Source organism: Verrucomicrobiia bacterium, from assembly GCA_035495615.1.
In the GTDB taxonomy this organism is placed as follows: domain Bacteria; phylum Omnitrophota; class Omnitrophia; order Omnitrophales; family Aquincolibacteriaceae; genus DATJFP01.
In genome coordinates this window covers 1-16,481 of sequence record DATJFP010000099.1, presented here as the reverse complement: position 1 = coordinate 16,481, position 16,481 = coordinate 1, and the positions used below count along the sequence as shown (strand labels likewise).

General features: G+C 61.9%; 1 protein-coding gene. It reads right to left on the bottom strand.

What is annotated here, in order from left to right; all coding sequences use genetic code 11:
- Positions 1–37: 37 nt before the first annotated feature.
- On the bottom strand, positions 38–16,399 hold the full coding sequence (locus VL688_12705; protein HTL48913.1) for an AarF/UbiB family protein: 16,362 nt from the start codon (positions 16,397–16,399) through the stop codon (positions 38–40).
- Between the last annotated feature and the right edge of the window lie 82 nt (positions 16,400–16,481).

Genomic DNA, 16,481 nt, shown 5'->3' with positions numbered 1-16,481 from the left:
AGTACGTAACTCGCGGCGGCAAGGAAGCCGCCGTCGGTTACGCCGCGGCCTTCACGCGCTCGCGGGCAATTTCGGTATTGCCGAGGTCCCGGAGGAAGGCCATGAAGCCGTTGAAGACTTCCTCGTCCATGACGCCGAAGGCGTAGCCGTCCTTTTCTTTCAGCTGCTTGTAGAGGTACGCGGAATTGAAGACCAGCTCCGCGAGCATGAGGTACTCTTTCCGCGAAAGCGTCTCGGCGCTGATATAGCCCTCGCTTCCCACCATGGCCTTGGCCTTTTCCAGATTGTCGCGGGTCGACAGCTGCAGATGCTCGTCCATGGTCATGAGCAGCCGCGGATTTTCCGCGGTCTTCAGGTCGTAACCCAGCTTGCGCGACTGCATGGTCTCGCCGAACCGGCGCCCGACCGCGAGCGCCTTGGACAAAATCTTGGCGAGCTGGATCGCGATCTTTTCCTGCGGCGTGCCGATCGTGTAGCCAATGGTGAGCGGAACGCCGCGCGCGTCGAACTGTTCCTGCAGGTCGCGCTTGACCAAAGCCTCTTCCGCAGCCGTGCCCGCCTTGAGATAATCCGCGGACAGGTACCACGCCTCGTTCGCGCCGAAGGTTTCCGAAACCAGGTTGCCCGCGGGCAGCGACGGATTCTTCCGCCGGAGTTCCTGATAAGCCGCGTTGTAAAAGGCCGGATCTCGCGCGTTCAAAAGGAACCGCACTTCCGGCGTCGCGGCCGTAAGCGAAATTCCGGGACGTCCTCCGGCCAGCACTTCGCCGGCCATGAGCCCGGAGCTGATCACGCCCCGCAGCCGTTCCACGAGCTGAGGCACGATCTGCGCGGACAAGGCGCGCGCCGCGGACGCGTCCAGGGCCCGCGCGGGACTCGTCTTTGCCATTTCGTCGCGCTTCTCGCGCAGCAGGGCTTCGAGGCGATTGGTGAAGCGGCCTTCGAAAACTTTTTCCACCAGTTCGTCCAGCGTGGGCGTGACCGTCATGGCCTGATTGACTTCCGCCAGGAATGCCGCGACGAGTTCCTGCGCCTTGTCTCGTTCCAGGCCTGCCTTGGCCGACAATTCCTCTTCGATCTGCTTGATGCCGGAATGCTGCCTCAGTTTTTCCCCCACCACCTGGGCCACATCGGTCCCCGGCAGGAAAAGCGGCAGCAGGTCCTGTTCCTGCGCCGCCGGCCTCAATTCGTTCCGGGGCGCTTGCTGCTGCCGGGGAACGGCCGCGGGCTGCGGGGCTTTCCCTTCGGCCGGTTCTTTCTGAGCTTCCTGCGCGCGCAATTCGCCGCGCGGCTCCGGAATGATGCGGTCGTACCCGCTCGCCAGCTTCGCGGCCTGCGTCATGTCAAAATTGTACTGGCTGTCGCGAAGGAAGAAGATGAGCCCGCTCTTGCGGGTTTCCACGCTCATCACGATTAAAATCCTGCCGCTCGGATTGACGAGCACGTCCCGGGGCTGGATCGCCGGCAGAATCGTCTCGTCCACCGGCTGACGCGTGTAACCGGGCTGGCTGATTTTGGCGGCCAGCGCTTCCTGCCATTCTGTCTCGATGCGGCCGCGCACTTCGCCGTCCTTGAAATGAGGATGCTGGAGCACTTTTTTCTGCCAGGCGTCCATTTCCGCGACCAGGTCCGCAAGACTCACCGCGGGTTCGGCGGCATGCCCCCGGATGCCATTCCATTCCTCGAGGAAAACGGCGGGATCTTCGATCGCGGGCTTGGCTTTGACCGCGGGCTGGGCCGCCTCCTCGGCCCTTTCTTTCTTATTGATGCCGGCCAGAGCCCGCCGGTTTTGATAGGAAATCTCATCCAGGACTCTTTGTTTGGCGCCTAGCTGAATGGCTTCTCCATAGAGGCGTGCGATCTTGTTGAGATCGAGGGCCGCGATCGCGTCATAAGCTTCCACGCGGATTTCGAGGATGCGGCCCATTTCAAGAATCCGGCCCGACTGCGCGAGCTTCTTCATTTCCGCGACGATCTCCTTCAGCCGCCCGACGCGTCCCCCGGCTTCCTCCGACATCAAATCGATTCCCTCGGCCTCGGTGAAAAGCGCCTGCGCCTGCTTGAGGTTTTGCGGCCGCGAATCCTGCGTGCCCGCGCGCAATTCCTGCCGCTGTCCCGGCTGCGCCGCCGCGCCTTCCCATCCCGAGCGCATGTAATAATCAAGAAGATTTTCATAAACTTCCTTGTCGATGGCTTCCGCGATCTGGCCGGTGTGAGTTTCAAGATGCCGGTAGAAGGCCTCGGAAACATACGGCTTCAGATTGAGCAGCCACCGGGTTTCGCGCCCTGACCACATATCCCGAAGGCCGCTGATGATCAGAGTCAATTCAAACCGGTAAAAAGCCCTTTCATCCGCGCGGAGGTCGTCGCTCTTCTTCAGCCAGGCGCCCGTTTCCCTTTCCAGGAAAACGGCGAGGGCCTGCCTCACGCGGAGCGACTTCTCGTCTGTCTTGCCCGAAAACAAGTCGCCGCTCTTGAAGACGGCAAACTCCTTGGACGTTATTCCCGGCCGCGCGTAGGGATGCTGCAGGAAATCTCCTTTGAAAATCCGGTCGAAGGCCGCCGGCTCCGGGTCCGGCATCCCCTTCTGGTACAGGGCGGCCAGAGCCTCCAAGTCCACGTACTGGCCGAAAATGGTGGCAAGATTTCTTTCCGGCGTTCCCGCCCGCTTGAGAACATCCAGGGCATCCTGCGGGGAACGCGCGTGCTTGAAGATTTTGACGAGCGTCTTGAATTCCGGAGAGCCTTTGCGTGAAACAAAGTCCATGTCAAGACGCCCGAAGAACTGGTCCAGAGATGCAGACAGCTTCTGAAATTTGTTGTCCGGATGCGTTTCCGCGACAAATTGCAGCACTTCCTGCCACGAATCCGGATCAATCTTCATCTCGGGATATTCCGCCGCGAGGCGCATGAACCGCAGCAGCGTGTCATTATTCAAGTGGTTGCGGGGGGTGGCGCCGACAAAGCGAAGCCGGCCCTCCCGGAGGTCGGAAAAGTAGGCGCCGCGAGCTTCATCGCCGGCGGACCAGCCGCGGGTCCCTTTGACCGCATAAAACCGGTCGAGCGTCGCGGGTCTTTCCTGCACGAAACGATTGAACGGCGGCGAAAACCTTTGCTCCTTCGTAAAATTCAGGATATCGAAACTCAAGTCCGGATACTTTTCGGACAACGCCTTTTGAAAAAGCTTGATACGGTCGTCCACTTCGTGAGGATCGCCGGGAGACGGCATGATCATGAGGTCGACATCCGAATGGCGCGTCAGGGGATCTTTGCCGAGCAGCATGCGGCGCGCCGTGCCGCCCGCGAACGCCACGGCGACGTTGTACTGCACTCCCAATTGGTGGATATTTTCGAGAATGCCGCCGTTGTCGAGCGTAAGCATGACTTTACCCGCGGGAGATTCCGCTTCCACCTGCCGCAATTCGGACTTAGGGGCGGGGTTCAGGGCGGCCGCGGCGGCCTTGATGAAGCGGTCGATTTCTTTTCCTTCGAAATGCAGGGCGTAGGCAAGCTGGCGGGCCGCGTCGTCGCCGCGCGCGATTTTCCGGAGAAACGCCTCGACACGCGGCCTTTCGTAGGCGGGCCCCAGCAGCACTTTGAAAATGAATTCCGGATAATACCGGCCGTCCCCATATTGGTTGGCGCTGCGGTCCTGCTCGGTCTGGTACAGGCGCTCCTCGCGCATGGCCTGGACGGTATCCGCGATCCTGAGCAGCGATCCCCAGCGGCTGATCTCGCCTTTCTCGCCGGAACGTTCGAAATAGCCGGTGCCGTTCCAGTTTTCGTGGTGGTCGTTCACGGCGTCGATGATTTGCGCCATCCGGTCCTGTCCGATCTTATTCGCGAGAGTCGCGCGGAACTCGTTGAGCATCAGCACGCCTTCGAGAACGTGATTGCTCATTTCCCCGGCCAGGTTGACTTTTTCTTTTTCCGTCAGCGTGTTGAACGGCCGTTCGCTGAACACGGTGCTGTAAGGCATGAAGACTTTGCCGATGTCGTGAAAGAGCGCGGCCACACCGAGCAGCTGAGTCTCCTCGGCATCAAGGCCGTAGATATCCGCGAGGAAAATGGCTACTTCAGCCACGCCTCCCTGATGGCGGTTCAGGTAATCGCGGATCTCCCGGTTGCGCGAGAGGTCGGAATCCCGCGGGTATTCCTGATCGATCAGACTGTCCTGCAAAGCCTGCAGCGCGTCCTCGATTTCCTGCGGGGTTTGAATCTCGCTGTTTTTTGCGGCGCGGTCCGGAGCATAGCGGAGCCTGCTTTTGCCTACGAATACGCCCGTATCCTTGGGAGGCTCCGCGCGCAATTCGGATTTTTGGCCTGTCAGTTGATTGAGCCGCTGGGTCCCGGCAAGCCTGACGTCCACGGTGTTGAAGGCCTGTTTCAGGGCCTTGTCGAAATCCTGGGAGCTTTCGGCTTGAGCCACGCGCGCGGCGGCATAGGCCGACTCGACGAGCGGCTGCACGTCCGCGGCTTTCACCTCATAGAACGACGCCAGGAACGCGGTGATATAAGCGACCGCGAGCGGCTGCGTTTTTTGCCGGTCTGATTCGGGTGCTTTGGCCATGATCATGCGGCGCCGCAGCGACAGCACCGGCTCCAGGACCAGATCCGCGCGCTGGGCCAATTTTTTCGTGCGTATCAGCCCGCCTTCGAAGTCGACGACCGCGACACCCGAAGCCTTGAAATCGCTCACCTTCGCGACCGTGTTGCCCAGATGGTTGTCCGGCAGATAGCCGCCCTGGGAATCCACGGCAACCCGAGCGGCCAGCGTCCCAAGCTGCCTGAAAAGATCGCGCAGCAGCCGCGCCTCGGCATTTTCCGCTTCGCCGAATTGCGCCGGGCTCAAATACTGGCCGAAGAGATCCACGTAAGCGCGGCCTTCTTTGTAAAGCTTGTAGGCGACCAGGCGGTTTTCCTCTTCACCCATGATGAGCGAAACGCCCAGCGGCCTCTGGAAGTGGGGGCGCAGACCCTGCAGCGCCGGCTCGTTGAAGATCAGCTTGAGGTCGTCCTGTTCGCTTTCCGCGCGCTGGACTTCGTCGCCGTTCACCTCGTGATAATAGCTGGCGGTAAAGGCCGTTGTTTTTCCGTTGGTTTCCGTGACTGCGATCTGGTCCACGACGCGGTGCATGCCCTCGCCGAGATATTCCATCCCGAATTCGCGCACGCGGTAATGCAGCGACTGCGGTTCGGGCAGGCCGGGCTCGTTCCGCGCATTGGACAACAGGTTCAGCAGGCGCGAAACCGGTTTCCCCTCCTCGCGTTGTTCCGGCAGGATGGGGCTGAAAAGATCCCGCAGGATGATGTACGCGGGCATTTTCTTCAGGTCTTCCGGCGTGGGATTCTGGGTCTGGCTCTGCGGCACGCTCACCGTGATGCGCAGCCTTTCGGCCAGGCTGGTCAGCCGTTTACGCTCCGCCACAGGGACCGCTTCCGCGCGCCAGGCCGCGCGCATCTCTTGGATAAAGGCCGCCGAATCGAGCTCCACTTCCACTTCCCGGTGCGGCTCTTCCGCCCTGAGCTCGGCACGAGCTTGCTTCTGTCCTTCAGGACTCGAAGTCCGGAGCTCGGGCTTGGCTTTAAAGGTTGCGCCTTCGAACATGATCCTGACCTTGGAGGTATCCAGATATTCGTGCCAGCTTTCGACGCGCGAGTCGACCGGCTCCCCCTCACGGCCGTTGGCAATGGCGGCAAAAAGGCGCTGGCTCCACGTCCCCTTGAATTTTTCCGCGGGCGGCACCTTTTTGACTGCGGTAAGGAGCTTGCCGAGAATGACGGCATTTTCGATGCCCGACAGGTGGACGGCGAATTCAAAGAAACTCAGGACTTTCTCGAATTCTGCCGCGGACTTCGCGTCGTCCCCCTGAACGAAGACTTCCCCCGCCTTTTGCATCAGCCCGACGAACTGATCCAGGATCTGGGTTTCACTTGCCATCGATGCCCCTTTTCCGAGCTTGAAATCGGAGTAGTCCCGGGCCTGTACGCGGGCCAGAGCTTCGGCCAAAGTCTCATTGCGCTGGGACTCCGCTTGCTTTCCGCCGAGAAGATCACGCGCGAGCTTGCCGAACTCGGTCAAGTCGACTTTCTGGCCGGGAGGAACAATGACGGTAAATCCCTGCGTCGCCGCGATGGCCTCGCTGATGTTCTTCGTTGATATCGGGGAATCTTGGAGGACATAGGCTTTTGTGTTGTCAGCCCGAGGGACAACGGAACGGACCACGTAAATGTTTCCGTCTGCATCTTCCAGGACCTGCCCCGCGACAAGGTATCCGGCCTCGGCCGCGCCCACGGGCTGGCGCGTCATTTCCGGAAGATTGATCCGGGGCCGGAAAGCCTCCTCCCAGATCTGATGGAGACGCACCAGCTGGTCCTTGCTGAAGCTGACACTTCCCGTCACGATCCAGCCCGCCGTCTGCTCGACGAGCTGCGCGAGGGTCGTGTCCGCGGTGATGGCCGCGTTTTTGTCCTCAATTCCTTTCACGATTTTTGCGGCCTTTCCCTGGCCGACAACGCTCGCCTGGACTTTTTCGAATTCTTCTAGGAAACTTAGAGGAGAACCGAGCATCTGGGCTTCGCGGAAGAGCGCCTGGACCTCCGCCTCGGGATCGTCCTTTTCTCCGGCCTCGAAAAGCGCCGCGCGGACTTCCACCAGACGCGCCGCATCCTTATACCGGGTCTCATCTCCAAGCGCCCGGATCTGGCCGGCGAGGCGCCGCAATTCTTCGGCCTCGGCTTTGAGGTTTGAAATCTTCTTGCTCATGGCTTCGTTTTTAAGGGCCTCGAATTTCAGGAAAATCTCGCGGGCGGTCGGAGCGCCCGGCACCGGGGCCTGCGGCGCAAGGCCTTCCGGCAATTTCGCTTCGTGGATCAGCACGGAGATATCGTCGATGCTTCCGATGGTATTGCGCGCGAACTCGGCCACGGCCTGCGCGGAAACCTGGGAAGCATCCTGGGTCTCGAAATGCATGCCCGAGGCCTGCAGCAGGTCATGATAAGACGCTTCGGACGGCGTGCCGGGATTGACGGTGTAGGATGTCTCGTCCCGGTTATAAATACCGTCGCTTGCCAGCAGGAAGAAAGAGGCCGCGTCCGGAATGTCGATGCGGTCGATGGCGGCCGAATGATGCTTGGGGTTCGAGGCCGAGCTGCCGCCCAGGAAGTGAGTCAGCACGTTCCGCATCGACTGCTTCACGGAACTGAAAATGCGGTCGCGGTTCTGGTCGAGAATCACGATCGGCGAATCCCCCAGCACCGCGGTATAGGCCGCGGCTTCATCCGAAGGCAGGTAGAGGATCGAAAGCGTGGACCCCGGGGCCTTGTCTCCGTCAGGAATGCCCAGCTGCGCCACGACATCGGCGGCTTCCTGCCCCAGATTCAGAATCAGTTCCAGGAGCGCCCTCTGCAGATCTCCATGATTGCGCTTCAGCATTTCCTCGAAAATATCGGTATTCATGAGACGGTCGCGGACCCATTCGGAAACTTTTTCGCTGCCGCCGAAGCCGTCGGCCACGAACAGCAGGCGGCCTTTGCCGTGCGGAATGCCTTCCACCTTGATTTCCCTCGTGCCGTGGCGGTCCTGATAATTTCCGCTGGCGCGCGAGGTCACGATCGAATGGAAGTCAATGCCCTGGGCGGCGTACCACTCTTTGGAATAGGCGCCGGGCGCGGGCGTGGAGGCCTGCTGCGAGCGCAGTTCCGCGCGTCCTCTTTCGATCAGGACGTCCATCAGGAGAAATTGCATGACCGATCCCATGATCGAAACGCCTTTCGCCGGAGGCTTCAGCCATTGGCCGGCGGCGTAATACGGGACAAGGCGGTCGGCAAATGGATTGTGGTCCAGATAAGTCTGCAGCTGGCGCCCGACATTGACCACGGTGGACGGAATGCGGATGCCTTCTCTTTCCAGATACTGAAGCGCTTCGGGTCGCGTGAAACTGTCGTCGCTGATGTTGATCAGCTCGATCTTACCGTTGAGTGCGGCCAGCGCCTCGGCCTCGGACATTCCGGAACGGCGAGCGAGAATCTTGGCAAAGACGTCTTTGATGATGACTTTGGCCGCGCGGCCCTGGAGAACCGTGTCGGCCAGCACGATCTTCGCATTCGACTTCACGATCGCTTCGAGGTCGAGCCGGACTTCGTTGTCCAGGTAAGAGGCGTATTGTTCCAAAGCTTCCGGCGACGGGACGTCGTCGCCGGAAAACGCGAGCTCCCGGATCCCATAGCCGAGCGACGGCTCGGTCAGTTCGAGCGTCTTCAAGATCCAGGCCGGATAAGCGCCGATGCCGACAAGGACCGATCCCGGGTGGCGCGCCTGCACCGCCTGGAAGGCGCGTCCTACAGCCGCGGCGGCGCGGTCCAGATCTTCGGCCCGCTGTTCGTTCTCCAGGAAAAAGGTGTCGCGTCCCGTGGCCAGAAGCATAAGAAAAAGATTTTCATCGCCGGAGCCCATGGCGTTATCGAAATGCTCGAGCGTGAGCCGCTGCATGCGTTCATAAAGTTCGCCCGCATGCTGCCGGAAAACATCCCGCTCGCCGTCGTCCAGCAGCGCGTAAGTCGCGCGCGCAGGATCGCCGAGGAACCTCTGGATGCCCGGGCTTTTCATCCATGACAAATCCCCTTCGAAGAGCTGCGCCAGCCACGATTCGCCGCGGAAGTTGCTCCAGAAGCCCTGATCCAAGGCCAGCGGCACGCCGCGCAAGGCCTCGGGGAGGCGCTGCGACACGTCCGGCGCCTGAGCGGGCACGGCCGAATCCGACCGGAGTTCCGCGCGCACGGGCGCGGTATTGCGAAGCAGCGTGTCCGCATCCACGGCCACGCGGATGAACCGCCGTCCGCCCTCTTCGATTTCCCCCACGCGCTCAAGACCGAGCCTTCGATAATAAGCCAGGAGCGGCTGGTTGGACGGGATGTCTTCCACGTCTCCCACGAAACGCTTGTCCAGGACCGCGTTGTCGGCCAGGATATTTTTCGCAAGCTCGTGGAACATGTCTCTTCCAAAACGGGCGTTGGCATTGGCCGGATGTTTCATGAAATTCCATCCGTAAACCGCCGTTCCTCCGAAGGGCCTCGCGCTCACCGACGCATCCCAATGGATCGAAGGCCCATCTTTGAGCGGCGTCACGAGAATAAATCCCAGCACTTTGTTCCCGGCCAGGGCCACGCGGCTCAATTTTTGCGTGTCCCGGTTGATGACCTTGTCGTAGTCGGTCTGCCTGAAAAGCGACACGCCCAGTTTTTCTGCCCAATATCGGCTGATGGCAAGAATCTGATCGCGCACGGACAGCTCGGACGCGTCCAGCGGGCGCGGCTGAGCTTTCTGGTTTGCTTCTTCGTCCGTGAGGACGGACAGCCCTTCATCCTGCCGCAGTTCGGCGCGCGCCGAGGCCGCGGCATAGCGCGTGACCTCGAAAGCCGCGGGCCTCGAGCGGCTGTTCTGCTTGATGAATTCGGCATAGCCCTTGTCGGTGAAACGCATCACGACTGACTGCCCGCTTTCGTGGTGGACTTCGATGCGGATCGTGAGCGCGTTTTCGTCGCGGCTGTACTTTTCGCGGATGGCCACGATGCCCGATTGCGGCTGTCCTGTGCCCGGGTCGAACAGGTTGACGGCGGTTCCCGGCTGCCGCAGGTCCAGCATGTCGGCATACTGCGCGAGCTGGCCGCGAAGGCTCGGCGTCAGCGCGAATTCGGGAACCTCGCCTTCTTCTTTCTGCTGGATCCACCGGACGTTTTGCGCCGGCCGTGTGGGAAGCGCGATTTTGCGGTCATCGTCGGCCCAGTCCCTGGGTTTAGCCTTCGGCGTCACGGTAAAATTGTTTTCGAGCGCGCTGGCGCGCGGCTCAGGCGGCGTGCCCTCCGGCGAATCGAGCGGGTTCAGCGCGTCTTCGAACTCCAGCCCTTTCAGGTAGAGGTCCGTAAGCCGGTCCGCGGCTTCCGCGGCCTGGGGCGCGGTAAAACGAAATAAGCCGGCCAGGATCAAGTTCTCCGCGCCTCCGAGTTTTTCCAGCTGCCTCGCGGTCAGGGTGCGCGCCACGATGTCCCGGCTCATGTACCGTTTCTGGGAGACGCTGGAAGGCGGCTTGCCGAGCGCCGCGCCCTGCGCGAGAAGGACAGAACGCAGCATGTTGTACTCATTCTCGCTGGGATACGGCACGGTCCATGCCCCTTCCCTGTTCTCGTCCAGGGAAGAAACCGCCGCATAATATTTCGAAAACAAACCCAGGGCATCGTGCAGCTGGTCCACGCGCACGCCCTCAGGAATTGGAAAATCCTCGGCGACTTCTCCGAGGGTGACCTTGGAATATTGGATTTTGAGCGATGCCGCGGGCTTGAAAACAGTCTGCCCCGCCGCCGGCACCGGCAAGAGTTTCGCCTGGGGCGTAATGTTGTTCTTCAGCAGCTGCGGCGCCGGCTCTTCGGCGGACTTTCTGAAAACTCCCAGCACGCCGCGCAGCCCGCTTTGCGTCCGCCGCATCAGCGTGAGGCCGCGCCTTTGCTGGAACATCTCGGCGGCCTTTTCCTGCACGGCCCGCCACCCGTTGACCAGGCCTTTCCCGGCTTCCGAAAGCACGCGGCCGGGAAACGCGACGGCATTGGACACTCCTGTCGACCATGCCGCCCGGTAAAATTCGCCGGAAGTCATGCCCGTGGCCGCGGCAATGTCTCGCAGCGTCCCGAGAGAAATCGGCATGAACCAAAGGCCCTGCGTGAACGCTTTGAGGAAGGCCGCGACGGTTTTGCCTGCGTCGCCTCCCTCGCGCGCAAGGATCGCGGCAAGGCTGTTCAAGAGGCCCGCGAGATCGCGGCCATGGGTTTTGAACGCGCGGCGCACGGCCTCGCGCGTGCGGTCCGGATCGGACATGGCCGCGCCTTCGGCCGCGAGAATGGCCCGCACGGCCGCAAGCGTGCGGTCTTCGTCCTGCAGGAGAATGCCCTTGGTCAGTTCTTTCGCGCCTTCACGCTGGGCCGGATTCAGCGTTCCGATTAATCCGGTATCGATAAACGCAAGCCCCTGCGCGCTGACCATGATGTTGCCCGCGTGCGGGTCCGCGTGAAAAACGCCCTGCACGAAAACCTGGTCCAGGAAGCGACGGCGAAGTTCTTTCACGATGGCCCCGCGCGTCAATTTCTGAATTTGGCGTGCCGCGTCCCGCGCGATGCCGCGCTGGCCCAGCTCGCGTCCCACGCGCCAGGATTCGAAGAATCCTCCGCTCGGCCAGGCGCTCATCTCGAGGCCCTGGACCCGCTGTTCGACGATCACGCTTTCGGTATGGACGAGGATTCCCGGCACAAAAGCCCCGAGACGCGACGGCCCGGCATAGGAACGAACGGCGCGGTCCAGCTTGTCCGTATTTTCCGCTTCGAGCACCAGGTTCTTTTCCTGTTCGATCATGAGGCGGATTTTGGCGACGATCGCGTCCGGAGAAAATTCCGGCATCAGCGTCCGGATGCCGGCCAGCACTTCGGCGTCCGCGAGCACCGCGGCCACGACGTTCAGGTCGCTTTCCACCGTGCGTGTGAGCGCGGGCCGCAGCACTTTGAACACCACGTCCTGCCAGACGCCGTTGTCGTCCAGGTATTGCCCCGCATGCACCTGTTTCATGGACGCCGAGCCCAGCCGGCGGCCGAGGCGGATGCGGTCGAGGCTCAGGCCCGCGGCAAGCAGCGCTTCCAGGACCGCGACTTTGCTCAGCTCCTGAGCATTGCCGCGCAAATGGCCGAGCTGTTCGCGAAGCCGCGCGTTCGGGACAAGCCGTTCGTTTTCGGAGAGAATTTGCCCGATCTTGATGCCGACCGGCCCGAGCGTCCCGAGCAGGACGGCCAGCCTTTCCCCAAAAGGCATGAATTCGAGGCGGTTTTCCATTTCCATCAGGTCCTGGATGATCGCGGCGCCGCGGCCTTCGTCATGCGCTTCCATGGAAAGGATGAACATGCGCCGCACGAGCGCGAGCACCTCGTTGGAAATCCCGGACTTGTGCGGGCGGTTTTCCGACACGGGGAAGAAATGGTCGAACAGCGAGCCCAGGAATTCGCGCCGTGTTTCCACGTCCTGCTGCGAGCGCGGCCGCAGAAGTCCATTCTCGCCGGTCAACATGTTCAGCACCATTTCCCGCTGCACCGATTTCGGTGCGTACCGCCGGTGCTCGGGCAGATCGTCGAAGACAACGTTGTACTTTTCGCGCGCGCCCGTCACCACGGAAGGCACCGGAGATTTACTGGAGAGCATCCACAGAAAAAGGTCCTTGCGATCCTGGCGGCTAGACGGGCTCAGCAGGCTCTGCAGCGCCTGGTACAGGGCGTCCGCATTCGTCAGCTCCGCATCGTATTCGAGCTTGTGGTAATACGAGTACAGCCGCTGCGCCTGCACGATGGCGGAGTGCGGCACACTGACGCTCGGAATGTCGTGATGGTTGAAAAGCGCGTCCAGCGCCTCGTCCCGGAATTGCGAAGGCTGAGGCAGGAAACGCTGGATGGCGCCCGCTTCTTCCTGGAATCCCGCGTCCGGATTCAGCGCCTTCCAGATTTTCATGGCCGTCGCGCCGAAGCGCGCCTGGCGCTGCGGGTCCATGATCAGCGGGATGGCCGCGGCATAAAACTCCAGGAGCTTCTGCCCGCGCGCCCTGTCGAATTTCCGGAAATCGGTCTTGGCCAGGTTCGCCCATTCCAAAGGCACTTCCACGATGCTGTCCGACATGAAGTCGTCGGCCTTTTCGTCGCTGAAATCGTTCGGCAGGTCGGCCAGGCGCGAGGAGGTGATGGACGAATTGGCATGCATCTCCGGAAACAGCTGGCGCTCCCACAGGTCGAGGAAGCCGTCGCGGAAGAGCGTGGCGCTGTCGAGAGTTTCCGCAAGCTGCCCCACCATGGCCGCAGGGTCGGGATGGCGGTCTGCGCGCAGCAGCGTCTGCCGGTCCCCGGCATGCGCCCGGAGATAAGCTTTAAAGAGGCGGTCTTTGGAGCCGCGGAACGGTAAAAAGCGCGAGGCCGCGCGCAGGTACGATTCCGGATTGGGGCGCGCCTTGCGCAGGTCCGGATTGGTATTGACGTTGGGCGGGCTGTCCATCATGTCCCGGTAAAGCGGGAAATCGTCCGGACGGCCGGCCGCCAGGCGCCAGAAAAACAGGTTGCTGCCTTCCCGTTCGTCGCCCAGCAGCGTGTTGACTTTGACGAATCCTTCCGACAAGGCGCGGTAAAAAGCCGGATAAAACGCGTCCTCGCGTCCCGCCGCGCTGCGCTGGATGTCCGCCGCGAACTCCTCGAACGTGAGTTTTTTGACCTCGGCATTGACCCGCTGCGTCGCCATGGGCTGTTTTTCCGCCGTGAACCGGAGCCCGCTCTGGAAATTCGCGGCGGGAAGCGAAAGCAATTCCGCCGCGATTTTCGCGGCGATGGTTCCATTCAGCAGCGTGAGGAAACCGGCGGCCTCGCCGATCCGGGGCACGGCAAATCTTCCGACCTTGCGCACCGGGGAGTTCGAAGCGTTTTCCAGGAGATCGGTCTGGTTCCGCGCGATCTGCTGCAGCTTCTTCCGGTCCAGCTTCAGCGTCTGCGAAAAAAGCCGCTGCGCGAAAACCGAAGAAGGCCCTTTGAAAAACGCCACCGGCATTTCGTCGATGTTGGCCGTATCGATTTTGGCCGGCATCACGTCATTGGGCGCGGTCCACTCGCGCGAATAAAGGCCGAGGCGGGGATCGTGCTCTTCCTTGGCGTACGGGTCCCGCATGCCCGTCTGCGGCTTGGTGACCTCCATGGAAAGCAGCACGTGCCGGGACAGGGGCTCGATGATGCCGAAGGCCTCGTCCGGCGTGAGGGATTCCGGCGTGCGCCCTTCGAGCTCGAGGATGGCCGTCACGGCCGTGAGATAATGCTCGGCCAGCGTGGCGCTGATCATGTTGCCGCCGGGCGCGCGCATGGGCAGCAGCTTGTTCTTGATAGTATCCGCGATCTCGCGAAGCCACTCCAGCGACGCCTCCTTGGATTTCGAGACGCGCGTGCTCTTGAACTCGGAAGGCTCCACGACAGACAGGTATTCGCTCATCAGCGCGTAGGCATCCGCGGAACCCACGTTTTCCAGGAAGATGTCGAAAAGGATTCCGGCGCGGCGCTGGTCGTAACGGACGGACTGCGTCATCGAATACATCATTTCCGAAATGATTTTTTTGCGGAAGGAGCGGCTGTACGGAGCCAGGTGCCGCCGGAAGAGTTCGGCCAGATCAAAGCCCGCGGCGCTTCCCCGCTCTTCCCATTCCCGGATCAGAATTTCGCCGGGAACGTCGGCGTTGTTGATCATCTCGAAGTAAGGGTCCTGGCGCTCCAGGCCTTCCCGGCGCCCCAGCACCAGCGTCGGATCGCGGAGTCCTTTTTCAGCCTGGTAGATCGGAGAACGGATCTGCGAAGCTTCGGGCAGCAGGACCGGCCCCGCGTAGGCGAAAAATAAATCCGCATCCTTGCCGCGGCTGACTTTGTTGTTGATGAAAAAGCCGCGGGTCACGGCGCGGGCCTGGGTCAGCGTTTCTCCGTCGCGGGCCGTTTCTCCGGTGGTAAGCGGCGCAGGCAGCTCCGGCAGCAGCGATTCGAGCTTGTCGGCCCATTTCTCGCGGAAAATTCCGGCGTGAACCTTGCCGACCACGCTCGTCATGACTTCCGCCATCCACGCGTAGCGCGCCGCATCCAGCGCGCGCTGGCGGTCGGCCGGCGTGGCCGTCGAATCCAGGCTTACATTCTGCCGGTAAAACGCGGAATCCCCGCGCTCGAGCTGGCCGCTCACGGTCACGCCGCTCCGGCTCACGCTCGCGGCTTCATCCAGCGTCGTGCGCCCCACCGTCGCGTAAACGGCCACCGGAACCCGCGTCAGAAGTTGGATGGCTTCGGCGCTGCGGCCGTCCAGGAACATGTCGGTGATCTGGGCCTGCGTCGGCGGTTCCGCGGCCGTATCCCAAACATGATTGGCGAACACGGACGTCGCCCGTTTGAAGTGGTCCGCCATGAGCGTCAGGGCCTTAATGGCGGCCTCGCGCCGTTCCGCCGTCATCTGAGACGTCGTCTCGCCGGAAAGCAGCTGCGTTTTCATGACCCCCAGGACGCGTGCGGCGCCCGCCGCCGTCATTTTCCAAAGCTCCGCGATTTTGTCTTTTTCCTTACTGGTCAGATCGCCGCTGTCTTTGGTGAGAAGCGCGAGGTCTTCGGGCTTGAGGTCTTCGAGGATGTGCGCGCCGATCGGGTCCATCTTGATGGCGGGCGCGCTTTCCCGGTTTTCGTTGTACGCAAGCCGCATGGCGAGATCGTTGGCCGCGTTCATCATGTTGCCGGCGAACACGAAGAAAGAAAAGAGGTCGCGGCCCGAAGGCGTGTCCGCGATTTTGCGCACGCGCCCGAGCCTTGCCTTTTCGTCCGCGACGCGGCCGACTTCCGTGAGCTCACGCGCCGACGACACGCGGCCGGCGGCCTCGTCGAGCTGCGCCGCGGTGTTCGGCAGGGACGGCGCCAGGTGCCCGGTTTTCAAATCCGTAAAAGCGCCCGGCCGCTCGAAGGGATGAAGCGCAAGCCCCCAGGTCGCGGTGACAAGCCGCGCATCCTGGATGTGGCGCTGCAATTCGCGCAGCCGGAGCTTCGGGTGCGGATGATCGGACAGGGAATGCTCGGCCGTGCTCTCGGGGGTGATGCGCGCGAGAAATTCGAGGGCTGTCACCATTTCGCGGGGCGAATACCCCGCGAGCGTCATGACCGTGATCGCGTTGCGGTCCGCGTCGTACTCCGCATTGCGCTTCAGCGCGAACATCGCCGATTCCTCCCGGCCGCGTCCTTTGGCGACACTGAGCCCTTCGTAGGAACTGAGCTGCATGACGTGGCTGAGTTCGTGCGCGAGCACGCTGGCCACCAGCTCTTCGGTCATTTTCGCGGTAACACCGGGAAGCTGCGTGTAGCGTTCCATGGCCCGCAGCATGCCCATGTGGAAATACACGTCGTCATGGCCGGCGTAGACGAACGCGTTCACGTCTTCGGAATCCACGATGAAGAGCTTTCCGCGGTAAAGCGGCAGGCCCTGCATTTGCGCCAGTCTGTTGTAGCCGGCCACGAGCCGGTCGAAGGATTCGTAAACCCTCGTGATCTCCGGCGACTTGTCCCGCGCAAGGAAGCCGTATTCGCGGCCCATTCTTTCGTGAGACGCACCCACCATTTCGTCGAGCTCGCGTTCGATCTGGTCGGATGATTTCTGCGAGGAACGGGCTTCTTCCCCGAAAAACGCGTTGTTCTTCCCCGTCGCGGAAACGGGCTGGGTCCGGGTGAAGTCGATGCCGCTCGAACGGTGCGACGCCGGCGCCGGGATTTCCTCCGCCGCGGCCCGCATTTCTCCGCGGGGCCCCTGCTCTTTGAAGTCTTCGGCCGCATCCACCCGGTAGACGAATTCTTCGGGAAGCCCGTAATAAAAGGCGGCTTCGTCTTCGGTCGTGTTGATCCTGGCGACCGCGGGCCGG